Source organism: Agarivorans aestuarii (assembly GCF_019670125.1).
In the GTDB taxonomy this organism is placed as follows: domain Bacteria; phylum Pseudomonadota; class Gammaproteobacteria; order Enterobacterales; family Celerinatantimonadaceae; genus Agarivorans; species Agarivorans aestuarii.
Map to the genome: position 1 here is coordinate 2256984 of NZ_AP023033.1, position 20447 is coordinate 2277430.

Sequence of the window (20447 nt, forward strand, 5' to 3'; positions counted from 1 at the left end):
GGTCATTAACTTTGCGTTCACGCTAGCTAGTAAACAAAATGCAGTACAACACATTGTTACAATCAAAGACGTATTGAAGCACTAGATCCCGTGATATAATCCTTCCAATTTTTAATACCTTAGAGTGGGACAACGGATTTATGATCCCTAAGTTAAGCCCTCAGCATTCTCTTGAGGCTCTTTATTTAGATTATTTAGCGAAGCTTGAACAATCGGCTTTTTCTGGTGAAATTCAAACTTCTTACGCCAGTCGTTTAGCGGTCGCTACCGATAATTCTGTTTATCAATATTTGCCACAAGCAGTCGTTTTCCCAAAAACAAGCAACGACATAAGGCAGATCTGCCGTTTAGCGTCCGCTTCAACTTTCCAGTCAATTAAACTTAGCCCTCGAGGCGGTGGTACTGGAACCAATGGCCAGTCTTTAACCGAAGGTATCGTTGTCGATTTATCTAAGTTTATGAACAAGGTCATCGAACTTAATGTTGAAGAGCGTTGGGTTAGGGTGGAAACGGGTATTGTAAAAGACCAACTAAACAGCGTGTTAAAAGAGCACGGTTTGTTTTTCTCCCCCGATTTATCCACCAGTAATCGCGCTACCTTGGGGGGTATGATCAATACCGATGCATCAGGTCAGGGTTCAATGGTCTACGGTAAAACCAGCGACCATGTTATCGGCTTAAAAGCAGTATTAGCTAGCGGTGAAGAAATTGATACCGACCCAGTTCGTGTTGATCAGCTAGATCAGCAGCGTGAGTCGTTAACTGATATTTACACTGCGGTTAAACATGCCTGTGTTGATATGCGCTCGCTGGTTGAAGAGAAATTCCCACAACTTAATCGTTTTCTAACAGGTTATGATCTAAAAAATGCCTATTCACCTGAGCGAGATAGCCTAGATTTAACCCGGATTTTGTGTGGCTCAGAAGGCTCATTGGCGTTTATCACTGAAGCCAAGCTAGATCTTACTCCCATTCCCAAATATCGAACTTTGGTTACGGTTAAGTATGATTCTTTCCAATCGGCCTTACGTCATGCGCCTAGTTTAGTAGACGCTCAGGCTTTATCTGTTGAGACCATTGATTCCAAGGTTCTTAACCTGGCCCAGCAAGACGTCGTTTGGGATAGCGTTAGAGAGTTAATTAGTGATGTACCCGAGCAAGAAATGCAGGGCATTAACATTGTTGAATTTGCTGAAAATGACGAAGCACTTCAACAGCAAAAGATAAACAATCTTGTCGAGATTTTATCGCAGACAGCGGTTACCGAACTCGGTGTTATTGGTTTTCAATGTTGTGATGACTTAACCTGCATTAATGCCATCTACAACATGCGTAAGAAAGCGGTTGGTTTATTAGGCAATACAGCTGGTAGTGCTAAGCCGGTAGCCTTTGCCGAAGACACCTGTGTACCACCAGAGAATTTGGCTGACTTTATCGTAGAGTTTAGAGAGTTACTTGATGGTAAAGGTTTGCATTACGGTATGTTTGGCCATGTAGACTCAGGCGTATTACATGTTCGTCCAGCCTTAGACTTGTGTGACCCTGAACAAGAAATCCTTATGCGCGAGATCTCGGATCAAGTAGTAGCACTTACCGCCAAGTACAAAGGATTAATGTGGGGCGAGCACGGAAAGGGCTTTCGCTCTGAATACGGGCCTGAGTTTTTTGGTCAAGAACTGTTCGCTGAGCTTCGGAAAATAAAAGCTGCTTTCGATCCTTACAACCAAATAAACCCGGGCAAGATTTGCACGCCTTTGCATAGCGAAGAGCAGCTAGTCTCAGTTGATGGCACAAAACGCGGCGCTTATGACCGTGAAATAGCCATTGAGGTACGTGACAGCTTTAAAAATGCCATGGAATGTAATGGCAACGGACTTTGCTTTAACTATGATACCAGTAGTCCAATGTGCCCTTCATTTAAAGCTACCGGAGACCGCAGATACTCACCAAAAGGCCGGGCTGGCTTAATGCGCGAATGGTTACGCCAATTAGCCGCTTTAAAAGTTGACCCACTAGCGCAAGAAGAAAAGTTAAACGCTAGGTTTATTTCACCAGACAGTATTCTGCTTAAAATTAGAAATAGCATTGCTAAGTCTAAAGGCGAGTATGACTATAGCCACGAAGTTTATGATGCGATGCAAACCTGTCTCGCCTGTAAAGCATGTACTACTGGCTGTCCAATTAAAGTAGATGTACCTACCTTCCGCTCACGATTTTTGAATGTGTATCATGGTCGTTATTTACGTCCACTTAAAGATTACTTCGTTGCTTATGTAGAGAGCTATGCGCCATTAATGGCAAAAGCGCCCCGTTTGTTCAATTTTGCTATGTCACCAAACTGGGCAAGCCTAGCCGTAGAGAAAACCATTGGAATGGTAGACATTCCCACTCTTAGTTTCCCGACGCTCGCTCAGCGCATCCCAGAAAGTTTAAGTAGCAAGTATGACTACAATGCTTTGCAAAACTTGAGTGATGAAGAAAAGCAGAACACAGTGTTGGTCGTTCAAGACCCCTTCACTAGCTTTTATGAGGCAGAGTTGGTCGAAGACTTCGTTAAGTTAGCGAAAAAGCTTGGACTAAATCCTGTGCTATTACCGTTTAAACCTAACGGAAAGCCGCAACACATTAAGGGCTTCTTGAGCAAGTTTAATAAGTCTGCTCAAACTAGTGCGGCATTTTTGAATCAGGTGAGTGAGCTTGGAATTAAAATGGTCGGTGTAGAACCCGCACTGGTGCTTTGTTACCGCGACGAATATAAACACGCGCTTGGCGATACTAGGGGCGACTTTAATGTTCTAGTAGTACAGGAGTGGCTTGATTCAATAGATGCTAGTGTTTATGAAGCTCAACAAGTGAGTGATAAACAAGCTTGGTATTTGTTTGGTCACTGCACAGAAAAAGCGCTTAAAGCAGATGCATTCAAGCAGTGGCAGCAGGTATTTAATCGCTTTGGTGCTAATTTGCAGGATGTGGCCGTAGGCTGTTGTGGCATGGCGGGTACTTACGGGCACGACGCCAAGCAATTAGCGACTTCTAAAGCTATCTATGAGTTGAGCTGGAAGCAAAAAATGGCAAGTTTACCTAAAGAGCGCTGTATGGTTACTGGTTACTCATGTAGAAGCCAAGTTAAACGCTTAGAAGGTGAAAAGCCAAAGCACCCATTACAAATTCTGTTGAGCTTAATGTCTTGAGCATCTGGAATTTGCCAATGAGCTTGGCAACCTTAAATAAGATGGGCGAGGGCAATATGCTCGCCTATCTTGATATAGAGTTCACTGAAATCGGCGAAGACTATTTAGTGGCTAAAATGCCGGTAACTGAAAAAGTTAAGCAGCCAATGGGTTTGCTGCATGGTGGAGCAAATGTCGTTCTTGCCGAAAGCTTAGCCAGTTGTGCTGCTTATTGTGTTGCAGGTGATAAATCTATGGTGGTTGGTGTTGAAATTAACGCCAATCATTTAAAAGCAGTTAGGCATGGCGAGGTCACTGCCAAGGCTAGCCCTATTAAGCTGGGTAATTCTCTGCAAGTATGGCAAATCAATATTGAACAAAGCAACGAAATGGTGTGTAGTTCTCGGCTAACCGTGATGGTTAAATCTAAATAGCTGCCAAGTTGTTAAAACTTTCCCTTTTTTTCACTAATTTATTACATCTAACAAACTGAACTTTATAGGATTTCGAAGTCTAATTTAGCGCAAATATTTTGATGATTGGCGGTTATACGTCTAACGTTGAATATGTATTGGTAAATTAACTTAGGGATCCTTATGTCGCGTCAAACCTATCGTGGTCTTGGAATAGTCGCTTTTAGCAGTTTACTGCTATTAGGCTGTAACAAAGACCCTGTTGAATCTGTAAAAACCTACCCCAGACCTGTAAAAGTAGAACTGGTCGAAATCGGAGACGGAACACGAATTAGAACCCTGCCAGGAGAAACCTTTGCATCTGACACTGCCATTCTTTCTTTCCAAGTTGCAGGGCGCTTAGACGAGATCTTGGTTAAACCGGGTGACGCTGTGGTGGCAGGTCAGCCCCTTGCTAACTTAGACCCTGCAATGTACAACCAAGAGCTAGAGGTAGCCGAAGCCAACTACTACTTAGCCAAAGTACTTTTTGACCGAGCTACTCAGTTGGTAGACCGAGGCGTTATCTCTAGAAGCGATTATGACCGCTCCAAAAGCCAATTTTCGATTAGCCAAGCGGCCTTAGATAAGGCAAAAGTTAACTTAAGTTATACCAAACTCTTAGCTCCATACGATGGTTTAATCGCTAGCAAATATGCAGACCAATACGAATATGTATATCAGAAACAGCAAGTACTTAGCTTGCAAACAGAATCAAGCGTAGATGTGAATTTTCAGCTGCCAGAGCGTCTCATCGGTATTTTCCAAGCTTCTCGAATTAATGGCGATGCAGCTCCAAACTTAAGGGTGCAATTTCAAGGGCGTGAGCAATGGTATGATGCCTCGCTAAAAGAGCTGAGCACTGTTGCCGACCCCTCTACAGCCAGCTATACCATTGTGCTTAGTCTACCTATACCAGATGAGCTAAATATCTTTCCGGGTATGGCTACCCAAGTTCAAATTGAGTCAACTACCCAAAGTTCAAGTTCTAGCGTAAAAGCTCCTTTAGGAAGTGTCGTTAATGAGGATAATCAAGATTTTGTATTTGTTTGGGATCCTAATTCAAACAAAGTCATCAAAACCAAAATTGAGCTTGCTAATGGCATGATTACCTCGGGGCTAATCGATGGAGATTGGTTAGTGATAGCTGGCGCTACCGAACTCAACGATGGTCAAGCCGCTGTTAAATGGGTTAAGGAGAGAGGATTATAATGATGCCTTTTAAACAAATACTAATAAGCTCGGTGATGCTCTCTTTGCTAGCTGCTTGTGGTAAAGAGTCAAACATCGTAGAGCAACAGCAAGTTGTAGAAGTGTATAACTTACCAGAAACCAGTAACACAGTAGACCGTGACTTCAACGGTATTGCTCGAGCGCACGACTTAGCCGATTTGTCTTTTAGAGTAGACGGTGAAATTCGCCAAATATTGGTGAATAAAGGCCAAAAAGTAAATAAAGGCGATTTGTTAGCTGAACTTGACAAAAGAGATTATCAAATTGTCGTTAACGATCGTGAAGCGCGCTTAACCTTAACCAAACAGCAATTTGAACGAGCCAAAGCCTTACTTGATCAAAAGCTTCTGTCGCAAAGCGAATACGACAAAATGCGTGCAGAGTATTTAGTTGCATCGGCTGAATATAAAAAAGCCCTACTAATGTTGAAATACACTGAACTACGCGCCCCCTTTGAGGGAATTGTAGGTGATGTATTTGCCGACCCATTTGTAAATGTACAACCTGGATCTGCGGTTCTAAGCATGCACAAGGTGGACTTTGTTGAAGTGGATGTACAGTTACCCGATATGATTATCGCGGTGGCCAAATTAGGCAAAGACCGAATTAACCGCATGGAAATAGACGTAAATTTTGAAGCCTTTCCAGATCGCACATTTCGCGGCATACCTTATGAGCTTAACCTTGAAAAAGACCAATCTACCCGAAGTTATATCGCGACCATATTGGTACCTTTCGACAAGAAATTTGCGGTGTTAGAAGGCATGCAAGCTAAGGTGTCAATTGACCTATCTGATGTGACCTACACCTATAGTCGCGACTTCCTGGTGCCTGTAGCCGCGGTTGTAATGCCGGACGGTTTAAATATAAGCCAGCAGCGGCCGGTTGTTTGGCGTTATAAAGACGATGCCACTGTAGAAAAGCAGGAAGTAACAATTGGTACACTTTCTGGCGACTTTATCGAAATCAATCAGGGTTTAAATGACGGAGACGTGATTGTATCTGTTGGTGCGAATCGTTTAGTTGATGGTCAATCGGTGGTTTTAAAGAAGGATAAGCAATGAGCATTGCAGGATATTTTGTAAAAAATTCAATCATTAGTTGGATGTTTACCCTGATCTTGTTGATTGGCGGAATCCTATCATTTAGCGGATTGGGACAACTAGAAGATCCCCCATTTACTATTAAAGATGCTGTGGTTGTTACCATGTACCCAGGAGCCACCTCTACCGAAGTAGAAGAAGAGGTGACTTACCCAGTAGAGAAAGCGCTTCAAGCGCTTCCTTATGTTGATGATATTGTCTCTCTGAGTACTCCGGGTATGTCTCAGATTACGGTTACCATGAAAAACATTTATGGTCCCGATGAACTACCGCAAATATGGGATGAACTTCGTCGAAAAGTAGGGGACATGACATCGCAATTACCGCCTGGCGTATCAACTCCCTTGGTTAACGATGATTTTGGTGACGTATACGGCATCATGTATATGGTATCTGGTGAAAACTACGACTACAAAGACTTACAAGATTACGTTGACTATGTAAGACGAGAAATTGAGTTGGTGCCAGGAGTCGGTAAAGTAACGCTTGCTGGTGCGCAAACTGAACAAGTTTTTATAGAAATTTCGATTCAGAAACTAGCAACCTTTAACCTCGATCCGGCTTTAATAACCAGTTTGCTCAATTCTCAAAATATGGTGACTTCTGCTGGTAACATCCAGATTGCTGGGGACCAATTAACTATCCGCCCAACCGGTGCATTTAAATCTGTTGCTGAGTTAGGTGATTTAATCATCCCTGGCACAACAGGCGACAAACTAATTTACCTAAAAGACGTTGCTACTATCTCTAGAGGATATGAGGAAATCCCGAGTAACTTGGTTAGCTTTAATCAAAACCAAGCCATTAATATTGGTGTTTCATTTACTAGCGGGGTAAATGTGGTTGAGGTGGGCAAAGCAATAGAACAACGTTTACAGGAAATTGATTACGCCAGACCCGCTGGCATGACTATCGATTCGATGTACAACCAGCCTCAGGAAGTTGACAAGTCGGTAAGTTCTTTTGTGTGGAACTTAATCATGGCTGTGGTGATTGTAATTGTAGTTCTGCTGATATTTATGGGGCTTAAAAGCGGCATACTCATTGGCTTGATACTATTCCTAACCTGTTTAGGCACCTTCATTTTAATGAAGCAGGCGGAGATTGAACTGCAGCGAATCTCTCTAGGCGCGCTTATCATCGCCTTAGGTATGCTTGTTGATAACGCCATTGTGGTGGTTGAAGGGATATTAATGGGCCGCAAAAAAGGCCTAAGTACCTTGGAGTCTGCCCAAGAAATTGTTGGGCAAACCATGTGGCCGTTACTTGGCGCAACCGTAATTGCTATTACTGCGTTTGCTCCAATTGGATTGTCTCCCGATTCTACCGGTGAGTTTGCTGGCTCACTGTTTTGGGTATTGTTGTTTTCACTGTTTTTGTCTTGGATTACAGCAATCACCATTACTCCGTTTTTTGCTCAATTATTTTTTGGCAAAGAGGGCGAAAAACAAGTTGAAGGTGAAGACAACGACCCATATAAAGGCGCATTCTTTAATGCTTACAAAGCCCTATTAGACTTCTGTTTGCGCTTTAAATGGCCAACAGTGATTGTGGTAGTGGCTTTGTTTGCTTTATCTGTTGTGGGTTTTGGTTACGTAAAACAATCATTTTTCCCACCATCTTCTACGCCTATTTTCTTGGTTGATGTTTGGATGCCAGAAGGTACTGACATTCGCGAAACTCAGAAATCGGTACAAGAAATGGAAAACATGGCGCGTGAAACAGACGCTGTAACTTTTGTGTCTTCGTCAGTAGGCAAGGGTTTCCAACGCTTTATGTTAACCTATTCACCAGAGAAAAGTTATGGAGCTTATGCCCAAATAGCAGTGAGAACCACCGATGCCGAGACCTCAGAAGCTGCGATGTCTTCGCTGCGTAAAGGTGTAGAGCAAGGCTTTCCTCAAGCTCAGTTTAAGTTTAAGAAACTAGAAATTGGGCCTTCGACTGACGCCAAAATTGAGGCGAGAATTCAAGGCGCAGATCCCGATGTACTGCGCGCTATTGCTGCCGACATTCAAAAAATATTTAACAATACTCCTGGTACTGTTAATGTGCGCCACGACTGGCGTGACCGCGTTAAATACATTGAACCTAACTTTAATGAAACTCAAGCTCGACGCCTTGGCATTAATAAAGCAGACATAGACCAAACTCTTGAATTTGCCTTCGCCGGTTTAAGTTTGGGTTTGTATCGAGAAGGAACTACGCTACTGCCTATAGTTGGTCGTTTGCCTGAGCAAGAGCGTATTGATATCGATTCTTTAGAAAGCTTGCGCATTTGGAGCCCGAGTTTAAAAAGCTATATTCCAATTCAACAAGTGGTAAATGGTTTCAGTGTTAAGTTCGAAGATCCGATTATTCAACGACGCGACAAAAAGCGTACCCTAACGGTATTTGCCGATGCGGATTTTGAAAACGATATATTACCAGCAGAGTTGTTCGCCAAAGTTAAACCACAAGTTGAGGCTCTGGAACTTCCATCTGGTTATGAGTTGCAATGGGGCGGTGAATACGAGTCGTCAGGTGATGCTCAAGAAGCATTGTTTGCATCATTGCCTATGGGTTACTTAATCATGTTTTTGATTACAGTATTCTTGTTTAACTCAGTTAAAAAGCCCTTGGTTATTTGGTGCTGTGTGCCTTTAGCTATGATAGGTATTACTTCTGGATTGTTGTTCCTAGGCAAACCCTTTGGTTTTATGGCTTTATTAGGAATGCTGAGTTTATCGGGCATGCTGCTTAAAAACGGTATTGTATTACTCGATCAAATCAGTGCTGATATAGCAGCCGGTAAAGAGGTCTACCAAGCGGTATTTGATTCTACCGTTAGTCGTGTTAGACCAGTTTGTATGGCAGCTGTAACTACCATTTTAGGCGTAGCTCCATTGATCTCGGATGTGTTCTTCGAGTCTATGGCTGCGGTGGTGATGTTTGGTTTAGGTGTAGCAACCGTGCTTACTTTGCTAATCGTTCCGGTATTGTACGTTATCTTCTTTAACGTGAAGTATCGAGACTATAAAGAGTTTTAAAGCAATTAGATGTAACATAATAAAGAGTTGCCTTGGCAACTCTTTTTTTAACCGCACAATCCCATCACATATCTAACAAAGGGTTTTGCTTCTTCTAAATCAAAGTAACCATCTTTTTTGCGTGTTGTCCTTAGGTATTGATAAGTGGCAACAATCACCTTCATTACTTTTTCATTTTCTACACTTAAATCGTGTTGCTCTGCTGCCGCTAAAGTAAGTTCAACGGCTTTTTCAAGGGCTTCCATGTCAACCACTTCTGCTTTTCGGTATTGATAGCCTTCACCGGTAGCTAACCATTCTAGTGAACAGTTGGCTTTTTGCGCTATTTGATTAGCTTTAGACAAACTTGGCTCTGAGCCTTTTAGATACTTCCTGATTAAACTTTCGTTCAGCTCTACTTTTCGGGCAAAGCCACTAACACTTTGTTCACCCATTAATTCTTTTAGGCGGTTGGAGAAATCGTTCAATCGAATACCCTTGCTTGCTCGTACCAAAGTACGACAAAATTAGCACTATAGTATTGATTGTGTCCAGCAAACTTGCAGAATACTCACTTCAATTAGTCGAATTAAGGTAAGTAAATGGAAAGCGTGAATGGCAAGGCCGCTATAGTAACAGGTGGTGGCAGTGGTATCGGTTTGGCAATTGCTAAAGCCTTAGCTGAGCAGGGCGCTAGAGTTGTTATTAGCTCTAGAGACTTAGCAAAACTAGAGCATACAGCTAGCCAGCTACAAAAAGAATTTGGCATTAGGGTAGATTGCTATGCTGCTGATATCCGCATCAAACAACAAGTACAGGCGCTAAAAGACTTCGTAATAGCTCAGTTTGGCCGTGTAGATATATTGGTAAACAATAGTGGACTAGGTGTTGGCGAAACTATTGAACACTGTAGTGAAGAAGACTGGGACCTGGTTGTAAACACCTGTACCAAAGGCACCTTTTTGATGAGCCAAGCAGTATTGCCAAGCATGAAATCTAATCAAGGTGGCTTTATCCTTAATATTGCTTCGCAAGCAGCTAAAAATGGCTATGCCAACGCTGGACCATATTGTGCCGCTAAATTTGCGGTACTCGGCCTCGCAGCAGCATTACAAGAAGAAGTAAGAGAGTACGGCATCAGAGTACATAGTTTGTGTCCAGGCTTGGTACAGGTACCCGCACCAACGTGTGCATCCGATATAAAGCCAGGTTGGCTGCAAGTGAGTGATCTAGCTGAGGCAGCAATGTTTGTGCTTAAACAACCAGCAAGAGTTCAATTAGAAAATATTGGCTTGTATGGATTTTAGTTAGGAGTGGCAGCTGTTTAAGCGGCTGCTAGCTTGAACAGAATAGAGAAGAGTAAGAATTGGTTGCGGGAGCCGGATTTGAACCAACGACCTTCGGGTTATGAGCCCGACGAGCTACCAGACTGCTCCATCCCGCGTCCGGTCTTAACTGAATAAGTTAAGTGATTTGAATAGTTACTTGGCTTAGCTATTCGAACTAAGCAATTCTTAAATAAAGAATTGGTTGCGGGAGCCGGATTTGAACCAACGACCTTCGGGTTATGAGCCCGACGAGCTACCAGACTGCTCCATCCCGCGTCCGGTCTTAACTGAATAAGTTAAGTGATTTGAATAGTTACTTGGCTTAGCTATTCGAACTAAGCAATTCTTATATAAAGAATTGGTTGCGGGAGCCGGATTTGAACCAACGACCTTCGGGTTATGAGCCCGACGAGCTACCAGACTGCTCCATCCCGCGTCCGGTCTTAACTGAATAAGTTAAGTGATTTGAATAGTTACTTGGCTTAGCTATTCGAACTAAGCAATTCTTAAATAAAGAATTGGTTGCGGGAGCCGGATTTGAACCAACGACCTTCGGGTTATGAGCCCGACGAGCTACCAGACTGCTCCATCCCGCGTCCGGTCTTAACTGAATAAGTTAAGTGATTTGAATAGTTACTTGGCTTAGCTATTCGAACTAAGCAATTCTTAAATAAAGAATTGGTTGCGGGAGCCGGATTTGAACCAACGACCTTCGGGTTATGAGCCCGACGAGCTACCAGACTGCTCCATCCCGCGTCCGGTCTTAACTGAATAAGTTAAGTGATTTGAATAGTTACTTGGCTTAGCTATTCGAACTAAGCAATTCTTATATAAAGAATTGGTTGCGGGAGCCGGATTTGAACCAACGACCTTCGGGTTATGAGCCCGACGAGCTACCAGACTGCTCCATCCCGCGTCCGTTATTGCGGAGCGCATAGTACGCAGAGAGTAGTGATAATACAAGAGATTATTTGTAATAATCCCTCAAGTGCCGATTATTTATCCGAATGAGGCTTTTACTACTGATCCTTAGCAAAACAGGTATAATCCACGGGTTAAATAAATAGAGTATCGTAATGGCAGATTTTTTCGCTTCGACCGCTAAAGGTTTAGAAAGCTTATGTTTAGATGAATTAAAGGCCTTAGGTGCACATGAGTGCAAACAAACAGTTGCCGGTGTAAGTTTCACCTGTGATTGGCCAACGGCTTATAAGATTTGTATGTGGTCACGCGTTGCATCGCGTATTTTGTTACGTTTGGTTGAAACACAAGCTGACAACGTAGATGAACTCTACCAAGCCGCATATTCGATACCTTGGAATAAGTATTTCAACGTCGATCAAACTTTTTCAGTGCATTGTAGCGGAACCAACCACTATATCGACAATAGTCAATTTGGCGCGTTAAAAGTAAAAGACGCTATAGTTGATCAGTTTAATAAAACAGAGGGCTCTCGTCCTAACGTTGCTAAAACTGATGAAGATGCACGGGTTGTGGTGCGCTTGGCTAGCAAGTATTTAGCTATTTCCATCGATTTATCTGGCGCATCTTTACATCGCCGAGGTTATAGAACAGAACAAGGCGAAGCGCCTGTGCGAGAAAACTTAGCTTCAGCTTTAGTGACCAGAAGTAATTGGCGAGAAAAGTACCTTATCGACCCTATGTGTGGTTCGGGCACTATTCTTATAGAAGCAGCGATGCAAGCAGCTGATATTGCGCCAGGCCTTAATCGTAGTTTTGGTTTTGAACGTTTAAGCAATTTCGCAAAATTTGCTTGGCGAGATATTCAGGCTGATGCAAATACTCGAGCAGAAACAGGCTTGGCAAATTGTAAGCAGCGTTTGATTGGCTACGATATTGACAAGCGCATGGTAGCAGTAGCTAAAGCTAACATTGAACGCGCAGGCTTAAGCGATATTATCTCTGTTCATGTTCATGATGCTGCAAATTTACCGGCCGCACCTAGTGAACCAGGGCTTATTTTGTCTAACCCTCCTTATGGCGAGCGATTAGGTGAACTAACTAAACTCATCGGCTTATTCTTATCCTTTGGTGCTAGCGTACGCGAAAACTATCCTGGCTGGCGCTTGTCGCTGTTTACTGCTGCTCCAGAGTTATTAGACTATCTGCGCTTACGCAGTGACAAGCAGTATAAGTTCCTGAATGGTGCACTTAATTGTGTGCTCAAAATCTACCAAATTGGTGAAGGTGGGCAGGGTACCCAGCGTAAGTATGCTGAAGACTTTGTAAATCGTTTATTAAAGAATAAGAAAAAGCTGCAAAAATGGATTAAACGCGACAACATCACTTGTTACCGCTTATATGATGCAGACTTACCCGAATACAATGTTGCTGTAGATTGCTACGACGACTACGTTATCGTTCAAGAATACCGCGCCCCTAAGAGTATTGAGCCTGCCAAAGCGCGTCGTCGCTTAATGGATCTACTCACCGGACTATTGCAAAGTGATTTGGTTGCTAACGACAAGCTAGTCATTAAGCAGCGTGCTCAACAAAAAGGGCGTCAACAATACGAACGTAATAGCGACGAAAAAGAGCGCTTTGCTGTTCAAGAGTATGGGGCCAAGTTTTACGTTAACCTCACTGATTATCTCGATACAGGGCTGTTTCTAGACCATCGCAACATGCGTCACTATATTCAGCAGAATAGTCACGATAAAAAAATACTTAACCTTTTTGCTTATACGGGGTCTGCGTCGGTGCATGCTGCACTAGGTGGAGCGTCAAAAGTGACCACGGTAGATATGTCTAATACCTATCTAAACTGGGCAAAAGACAACTTTAGATTAAACCAGCTCCCTATAAGTAAACATGAGTTTATCCGAGCCGATTGTATGGCTTGGTTAAAAACTCAGATATCACAACGCTGGGACCTTATCTTTCTTGATCCACCTACTTTTTCTAACTCGAAAAAAATGGATGAAGTATTTGATATTCAAAAAGATCATGTTGATTTGTTAAGCTCAGTTTCACGTTTGCTCAATCCTGGCGGTCAGTTGATTTTCTCAAACAACAAACGCCAATTTAAAATGGATATTGAAGCACTCGATAAACTGGGACTTAAAGTAAAAAATATTTCAAGTCAGTCCTTATCTCCTGACTTTGAGCGTAACAAACAAATTCATAATTGTTGGATGATACACAAGGATTAGTGGTATGACTTGGGTTTTATATAGTACTGATGGTTGTCACCTTTGCGAAGATGCTCGCGCGTTGATTTTAGCTAATCCCAATATTCATGAGCTAAAAGAGCAAGATATAATTGAAGATGAGTCTTTGGTTGAACAATACCGTTACAGTATCCCTGTGTTGTGCCATGAACCCAGCCAACAAAGAATTAACTGGCCCTTTGATGCTAGCCAGTTAGAACAATTTATAGAGAGTTGTACGTGTTAGTAAATCTACAAGACGCTTATTTGGCTTATGGCGATACGCCACTGCTAAACAAAGCCAGTGTACAAATAAATAAAGCCGAACGGGTATGTTTAGTTGGCCGTAATGGCGCAGGAAAAAGTACCTTATTGCAAGTGATAGAAGGTGCTATTCAACTAGATTCTGGGCAACGTCAGCTGGTTAATGATGTGGTAATAACCCGCTTGCAACAAGACCCGCCAGAAGCTAGCGAGCAGCGCATTTTTGATTATGTTGCCGAAGGTAAGCCACACATTGGCAAGTTGCTTAGTGAATTCCATCACCTCACTTCCAACATCAGTGAGCATTCGAGCGAAAAAGAACTGAAAAGAATGCAGCAAATACAGCATGAAATAGATGTTGTAGACGGCTGGAAGTTTGACAACGAAATCCAGCAAGTGCTTACCACCATGAAGCTTGATGGTGACGCTCCTTTACAAGGTTTATCTGGCGGTTGGCTGAGAAAGGTTGCGCTAGCAAAAGCCTTGGCCGGCGACCCAGATATATTGCTGCTTGATGAACCCACCAACCATTTGGATATTACTACCATCAAATGGCTGGAGGAGTTTTTGGTTAACTTTAAAGGCACAATCGTATTTATTAGTCACGATAGGGCCTTCATTCGCAAAATTGCTACCCGAATTATCGATATCGACCGGGGCGTACTTACATCTTGGCCTGGTAACTATGATGCCTACTTAGAAGGTAAGGCAGAATGGTTAAGGGTTGAAGAAGAACAGAATGCTCTGTTTGATAAACGCCTAGCCGAAGAAGAAACCTGGATCCGCCAAGGGATTAAAGCTCGCCGAACCCGTAATGAAGGGCGAGTTAGAGCTTTAAAGGCTATGCGAAATGAACGTAGCGAACGGGTTAATCGTCAAGGCACCAGCAATATGCAAATCGATGATGGTTTGCGTTCAGGTAAAATCGTTTTTGAAGCAGAGCAATTAAGCTTTAGTTACGCAGATGAGGCTTATCCGATTATTTCGCCGCTCGATTTGCTAGTTATGCGAGGGGACAAAATTGCGCTGGTAGGAGGCAATGGTTGTGGTAAATCAACGTTAATTAAACTGCTGCTCGAGCAACTAGAGCCAAGCTCTGGCAAACTCAAAGTCGGCACCAAGCTAAATGTGGCTTACTTTGACCAATACCGCCAAGAGTTGGATCCCGATAAAACACTGCTTGATAACCTTGCTGGCGGCAAACAAGAAATTGAAATCAATGGTAATAAGCGCCATGTAATGGGTTACCTGCAAGACTTCTTGTTTCATCCTAAACGCGCATTTACTCCGGTTAAAGCCTTATCAGGCGGCGAGAAAAATCGCTTAATGCTGGCCAAGTTATTTTTGAAACCAGCCAATTTGTTAGTTCTTGATGAACCAACCAACGATTTGGATGTCGAAACGCTGGAGCTATTAGAAGAGTTGGTAAGCCAATATCCAGGTACCGTGTTATTGGTGAGCCATGATCGAAGCTTTATTGACAATACCGCAAGCCACGTTTGGTTTTTTGATGGCAAAAGCAATGTAGATAGTTATGTCGGTGGATATTCTGAAGTCGCAAGCTACATTGAGAATCGGCAGAAAGCCCCTGCACCAAAACCAATTGAAAAAGCGGAAGAAAATTCACGTGGTCAAAAACAAACTAAGAAGTTGTCATATAAATTGAAACTTGAACTTGACCAGCTACCCGAAAAATTGGAAGCTGCCGAGGCGCAAGTTGAAGAACTACAAAGTAAAGTAAATGAACCAGAGTTCTTTAATTTAGAACAGGATCGAGTTCAAGACACTTTAAATAACTTAGCCGAGGCTGAACAGAAATTAGAAGATCTGTTTATGCGTTGGGAAGAACTGGAAGAACTAAAAAATTCATGAAGAAGTCTATGATGAAACGCTCTTTAGCAATGGCATTCGCGCCTTTAGTATTGTCTGCTAGTTTTGCTCAAGCAGCACAAACCGAATCCTATTATCTTATAGAAGAAATCCCACTAGAAACCAGTAACGGACTTGTCGAAGCTAATGGTGACCTAGTTGTTACTGCCGCAAGTAATGATGGGGAGTATGTAGCGGGTAGTGCTCAAACTTTTAGAAGTGCTTTTCGCTTTTACGATTTTTCCGACAGAACTACTTTTGATTATGGTTGCCAGTACGCTAGTGAAGTATGTGACTTGTTCTTCTACGGAGATAATAGCTTTTACGATACCTATCGTAAACGCTTAAGAGAACAAAGAACCGTTTTGTATCAATCTAATGTGCTCTCTTTCTTAGCCAATCGAAATATTAGTGGCATGCATACCGATGGCAAGAACCTGCCGCCGTTGCCTACTTGGGATACCATTAACGAAAAACTTTATGTTTTCGATGATATTGCTAACAGCGACTACACAACTGATACACGAGTGAATGACGTCAATAGTGAATTGGGTTGGGCTGTAGGCTATGACTCAGCGCCATTTAGCAATCCTGATGGTGGAAATTATACAAGGGACTTTATTCAACGTGGGTTTGCTTTGCGCTTAAGCGACCAAGCTAAAGTTACTTTGCTACCCACAGCCTTTAACAGTAGTGGCGAGCTAGAAGATGATAAAGGTGGCTTATCATCAGGCTTACAAATTATCGAAAAAGATGGCCGTACTCTTGTTATTGGTATAGGTAGTGTCAGTTATTCCAACAGCGACAGTTTTGATGAGTGCCAATTTGGCAACCAGGAAAATTACTACCGTTGTTCGGGCTTTCATACACAGGCTTGGGTTTGGGATATTACTGATGCTGCTGATGGTGATCAAATCTCCGGAGAGCAATTAGTCGATGGCTATGTTCGTTCACGATATGGTAATGCGCCGAACTATAATCTAGTTAAGGACGCAAATAGCGAAATCCTTGTAGGACTTTCTTCTGATGATGTCTATGACAGCACTAACGGTTCACGCGGCCGCGCAACTTACTATACTGATAATGGTGATGGCACTTATAGCTTAAATAAAATCCCAAATATTAGAATTGATGGTGATAACGACAAGTTTGACGATTCGGTATCCCACACTTGGGCAAATGCAATAAACGACGCCAGTTTAATTGTTGGTAATTTGCGATACGTAGAAGTTAAGTCACGTAACCGCCCGGTAGAAGCTTTTGTATATGATGGTGATCAAAATTCAGAAACATACCAAGAAGTAAATTGGCCACTACGTAATAGGCCGTTTTCTGGTGCTAACAGCGAGTTCAGCGATATAAATAATGAAGGATTAATTGTTGGTTGGCGTGACGGAGATGGCGAAGAACACCCCGCTTATAATGGTACAACTCGCCGTCAAACAGGTTTTTTACTTGATTACAACCGCTATTTAGAAGGCAACCCAAACTACACCTGGACGCTTAATCAATTAACCTGTTATGAGCAAGATGGAGCTCCCCAGATCCCACTCTATCGGATTGAGTTCGCTACACATATAAACGATGACGGCGATATATTTGCTAATGGCTATCACTATCAAAGTGCTGAAGAATTTGTTAATGGAGTAAATCCTCGTGCAGTGTTACTAAAATTAGTAAGAAACCCTGCGGTGACAGATATAGATGACTTGGCAATTTGCCCACAAATTGAAGAAGTGAATTATGAGCGTAAAGGGGCTTCTAGCTTGTGGTTAGGCTTACTGCTCTTACCTGTTGTTTTTGTGAGGCGTTTCATAAAAAGATAAAATGTCTTTAAAGTGCAACAAAAATATCAACTAGTTAGCGAATACTTAAAAATTTAGTTTTTGATCTTTTAAAAACGATAGGCGATAGTAGATCAGGAGTCCAAGTGGGCTCCTGATTTGTTTTCTGATCTTGATGAGGAAGAAGTCTATGAAAAGACAAAAACGCGATCGTTTAGAAAGAGCGCATGCCAAAGGTTATCAAGCAGGTTTATCAGGAAGGTCTAAAGAGACCTGTCCGTATGGTGGAGCAGACGCAAGAGGGCATTGGTACGGCGGGTGGCGTGAGGCTGTTGAAGAACGCGTTTCAGGATTAGACAATAACTAATATAAAAAAGCCCTATAAATAGGGCTTTTTAATGTCAGAGTATTAGCAATACTAGAAAGTAGAGGTGTCGGTAAATAAACCCACTTTTAGATCATTGGCAGAATAAATCTGGCGACCATCTACTTCTACTACACCATCAGCAATACCCATAACCAGTTTGCGCATAATTACACGCTTCATCTGAATACGGTAAGTGACTTTCTTTGCTGTTGGCAATACTTGGCCAGTAAACTTAACCTCACCTACACCCAACGCTCGCCCTTTGCCTGGGCCACCGCTCCAACCTAAGAAAAAGCCCACAAGTTGCCACATTGCATCTAAACCTAAGCAACCAGGCATTACTGGGTCGCCAGGGAAATGACAATCAAAAAACCATAAATCAGGAGTAATGTCTAACTCAGCAACGATTTCGCCGTTTCCAAATTCACCACCCTCGTGGGTGATTTTTAGAATGCGGTCCATCATTAGCATGTTTGGCGCCGGTAACTTACTGTTTCCTTCACCAAATAAGAGGCCTTGGCTGCAATCAAGCAATTCTTGGCGTTCATAGCTAGTTTTACCTAGTTCTTTTTGCGAAACCTGAGTCATGGATTATACCTTTAAAAAATTTGCCGATACTTTAGCGAACACGTGTACGCTAAACAAGTCCGATGTCCGAAAAATTCGTTAAAACTTGAATAAGTCAGATATTTTCCTCAAAAGCCAACGAATCAAACTAGGGTCATCGTTGGGTAGATTGATTAATTTGTAGATTTTTCCATAAACGCTCTCTTCGTCGAGCAATTCACCAGCAGGTTGTTTGAACAAATAAGGTATTGCTTGATGAATAGTCGAAACAACAAAAATACTCAGTTGTTTGTTTTCAACGGCGCTTAAAACCTCTTGCGAAAGATTAAGTTGATTTAGGTTAGCCTCTGGGATTACAACAGAAATAGGCTGTTGGCTATTAACAATTCGCGCAACCCTAAAGTAACCCTCAATCTTTTCATTTATTCCACCTACGGCTAATACATTGCCTTTTTGATCTAAAGCGCCTGTTACTGCAGTGTTTTGCTGAATAGGAAGCTTTGAGATAGCACTTAGTAAAGCCAAGGCTGATGCGAGAGAAGCGCTATCGCCGTCTATCTCATGATAAGACTGTTCAAAAACTACGTTGCCGGAGTAGGGGAAATGATGTTCAGTGGCAAACAATTGATTTAGAAAGCCGTGGATGATCATCATCGATTTAGCGTGAACATTTCCTGCTAGCTCCGCCTTTCTTTCTATATCGTTGAAGTCGCCGTCACCCTGAAACACATTTGCTGTTATTCTGATGGGCTCACCAAATGACAAACCTAATCCCGTAAAGTCGATAACCGATAAACCGTTAATTTGACCAACTTGTTCACCGCTTAAGCAAATATTGGTTTGCTTATCTCTATAGGAAAGATCACTAAACTTTTGCTGATTGTTAACGTTGTTGCTTAAAAGCTCCAGTGCTTGATTAAATCCCTGACTATTAGCTTTGAATTGGTTGAGTGCTAGTGACTGGAGTGGGGCAATCAACTCTTGCACATCCAAACTTAAATACTGTTGATGCTCACAAAGCTTAGCCCCATAGTTCAACACGCATTCATAGAGTTCAGCTGTTAAGCTAGATAACTCAAGTTTCTCTAGTTCACCATTAATGTGGCTTAAATATAAATCAATATTGTTTGAAGTAGCTTCTACTTCTAGTGGCAGTTCTGTTTCTAAAAGCCCTAGGCTTCTTATAGCTGGGTCGAGCTCATATAAATCGGCGATAGCATTGGCATTACCAATAAGCACTAACTTTGTGTTTATCGACAAGTTTTGTGGTTGGCTACTTATTTTGTCGCCTTGTAGTTTATCCCAGGAAAGTATTGAAGTAGCTAAACAAGCCTTTAATTCAAACCAAAGCTTCGCTTCTGCAAGAATGTCTTCTGCATTGATTACCAATATCCCGGAAGCCGAGTGATGTATAGCCCCTAAATTTACTTCCACTAACTCTGCGCTATTTGTTGCAGCTTGAGCAAGGTACTGACCAAAAATCGTTGTTCTAGTGAATTCGTGACAATAGTTTAGTGTTGGCTTACTAAGCCATGTTTTATAGAAATTTTGAATGGTCGAAAAAGAAGGCAGCTCAACAAGGTATTCAAATAGCTGTTTGACCAGCGTTAATACCTGCTCTGAAACCTGCGCTTGATTAAGTCTTTCTAGAATTTTGCTTAAAGAGTTAGCTTGAGACTCTTCAATAAACACCAATTCTTCACCGAACTCTTTAGCTAAAAGCTCTGAGCCAAAATCTTTATTTAACAAATCTTCTATCTGCTGCATGGCTTGCTCAAAAGCCTTTTGGCCTTCTTGAGTAAGCTCAACACAATAGGGACGCTGCGCTTGGATAGGGTTGAATATTAAAGCGTAAGCTTGTTGTTCTATATTAAGGTCTTGAGCAAAGTCTGCGAGTACTGAATGCAAGTTGAAAAAGCTAGGGCCCTGGCACACCATGACTTGCTGGTGATTATTGGCTTGAGTAAAGTAGTCAAAACTAGATTTCGCTACAGGTAATAAACTAGACCACTGAATGTCGTTAGTTGGGTTTATGTTCTCTAGCGAAAACTTAGGTTTTAGTTTTTCAATGCTTAGGGCTGATTCAGTCAATTCGTATTCCGGTGTTAAACGTGCAATGTGTAATTAAAACA

The 20447-nt window shown here is 42.2% G+C and carries 14 protein-coding genes and 6 tRNA genes; 11 read left to right on the forward strand and 9 right to left on the reverse strand.

Going from position 1 to position 20447, the window contains the following annotated elements; all coding sequences use genetic code 11:
* The first annotated feature begins 140 nt into the window (after positions 1–140).
* The 5 genes from ydiJ to K5609_RS10525 all read left to right on the forward strand — a co-directional run bounded on the left by ydiJ (position 141) and on the right by K5609_RS10525 (position 8987).
* A complete protein-coding gene (gene ydiJ, locus K5609_RS10505; protein ID WP_221077105.1) occupies positions 141–3191 on the forward strand; it encodes a D-2-hydroxyglutarate dehydrogenase YdiJ in 3051 nt (1016 codons plus the stop codon).
* Positions 3192–3208: 17 nt separating this feature from the next.
* The gene (locus K5609_RS10510; protein WP_221077106.1) at positions 3209–3604 is read left to right on the forward strand and encodes a hotdog fold thioesterase; all 396 of its coding nucleotides are present in this window, start codon (positions 3209–3211) and stop codon (positions 3602–3604) included.
* Positions 3605–3766: 162 nt separating this feature from the next.
* A complete protein-coding gene (locus K5609_RS10515; RefSeq protein ID WP_221077107.1) occupies positions 3767–4834 on the forward strand; it encodes an efflux RND transporter periplasmic adaptor subunit in 1068 nt (355 codons plus the stop codon).
* The gene (locus K5609_RS10520; RefSeq protein WP_246611977.1) at positions 4834–5919 is read left to right on the forward strand and encodes an efflux RND transporter periplasmic adaptor subunit; all 1086 of its coding nucleotides are present in this window, start codon (positions 4834–4836) and stop codon (positions 5917–5919) included. The genes K5609_RS10515 and K5609_RS10520 overlap by 1 nt, the downstream gene beginning before the upstream one ends.
* On the forward strand, positions 5916–8987 hold the full coding sequence (locus tag K5609_RS10525; RefSeq protein WP_221077108.1) for an efflux RND transporter permease subunit: 3072 nt from the start codon (positions 5916–5918) through the stop codon (positions 8985–8987). Before K5609_RS10520 ends, K5609_RS10525 begins: the two co-directional genes overlap by 4 nt.
* Before the next feature lie 47 nt (positions 8988–9034).
* On the opposite strand, the gene K5609_RS10530 is transcribed toward K5609_RS10525, so the two are convergent.
* Positions 9035–9454: a helix-turn-helix domain-containing protein gene (locus K5609_RS10530; protein WP_246611978.1), complete on the reverse strand. Its 420-nt coding sequence runs from the start codon at positions 9452–9454 to the stop codon at positions 9035–9037.
* 114 nt (positions 9455–9568) lie between these two features.
* Between K5609_RS10530 and K5609_RS10535 the strand changes: the two genes are divergently transcribed.
* Entirely contained in the window at positions 9569–10273 is a 705-nt protein-coding gene (locus K5609_RS10535) for an SDR family oxidoreductase (RefSeq protein WP_221077109.1), read from the forward strand.
* A 60-nt stretch (positions 10274–10333) separates the two neighbouring features.
* On the opposite strand, the gene K5609_RS10540 is transcribed toward K5609_RS10535, so the two are convergent.
* The 6 genes from K5609_RS10540 to K5609_RS10565 all read right to left on the reverse strand — a co-directional run bounded on the left by K5609_RS10540 (position 10334) and on the right by K5609_RS10565 (position 11210).
* Positions 10334–10410: transfer RNA gene (locus K5609_RS10540), tRNA-Met, on the reverse strand.
* An 83-nt stretch (positions 10411–10493) separates the two neighbouring features.
* A tRNA-Met gene (locus K5609_RS10545) sits at positions 10494–10570 on the reverse strand.
* Positions 10571–10653: 83 nt separating this feature from the next.
* Positions 10654–10730 (reverse strand) — tRNA-Met (locus tag K5609_RS10550).
* 83 nt (positions 10731–10813) lie between these two features.
* Positions 10814–10890: transfer RNA gene (locus K5609_RS10555), tRNA-Met, on the reverse strand.
* Positions 10891–10973: 83 nt separating this feature from the next.
* Positions 10974–11050: transfer RNA gene (locus K5609_RS10560), tRNA-Met, on the reverse strand.
* 83 nt (positions 11051–11133) lie between these two features.
* A tRNA-Met gene (locus K5609_RS10565) sits at positions 11134–11210 on the reverse strand.
* Between the two features lie 160 nt (positions 11211–11370).
* On the opposite strand from K5609_RS10565, the gene rlmKL reads away from it, so the two are divergent.
* The 5 genes from rlmKL (at position 11371) to rmf (ending at position 17748) form a co-directional block, all read left to right on the forward strand.
* The gene (gene rlmKL / locus K5609_RS10570) at positions 11371–13467 is read left to right on the forward strand and encodes a bifunctional 23S rRNA (guanine(2069)-N(7))-methyltransferase RlmK/23S rRNA (guanine(2445)-N(2))-methyltransferase RlmL (RefSeq protein WP_221077110.1); all 2097 of its coding nucleotides are present in this window, start codon (positions 11371–11373) and stop codon (positions 13465–13467) included.
* Between the two features lie 4 nt (positions 13468–13471).
* Entirely contained in the window at positions 13472–13711 is a 240-nt protein-coding gene (locus K5609_RS10575; RefSeq protein ID WP_163135085.1) for a glutaredoxin family protein, read from the forward strand.
* Positions 13705–15600: an ATP-binding cassette ATPase Uup gene (gene uup, locus K5609_RS10580; protein ID WP_221077111.1), complete on the forward strand. Its 1896-nt coding sequence runs from the start codon at positions 13705–13707 to the stop codon at positions 15598–15600. The genes K5609_RS10575 and uup overlap by 7 nt, the downstream gene beginning before the upstream one ends.
* A complete protein-coding gene (locus tag K5609_RS10585; RefSeq protein WP_221077112.1) occupies positions 15597–17423 on the forward strand; it encodes a DUF3466 family protein in 1827 nt (608 codons plus the stop codon). Before uup ends, K5609_RS10585 begins: the two co-directional genes overlap by 4 nt.
* 148 nt (positions 17424–17571) lie before the next feature.
* Entirely contained in the window at positions 17572–17748 is a 177-nt protein-coding gene (gene rmf, locus K5609_RS10590) for a ribosome modulation factor (RefSeq protein WP_084681792.1), read from the forward strand.
* A 51-nt stretch (positions 17749–17799) separates the two neighbouring features.
* Here the strand turns inward: rmf and fabA are convergent, their stop codons facing one another.
* Positions 17800–18336, reverse strand: coding sequence for a bifunctional 3-hydroxydecanoyl-ACP dehydratase/trans-2-decenoyl-ACP isomerase (fabA, locus tag K5609_RS10595; protein WP_163134513.1), 537 nt, complete (start codon positions 18334–18336; stop codon positions 17800–17802).
* Positions 18337–18414: 78 nt separating this feature from the next.
* The gene (locus K5609_RS10600) at positions 18415–20406 is read right to left on the reverse strand and encodes an AAA family ATPase (protein WP_221077113.1); all 1992 of its coding nucleotides are present in this window, start codon (positions 20404–20406) and stop codon (positions 18415–18417) included.
* Positions 20407–20447 lie beyond the last annotated feature (41 nt).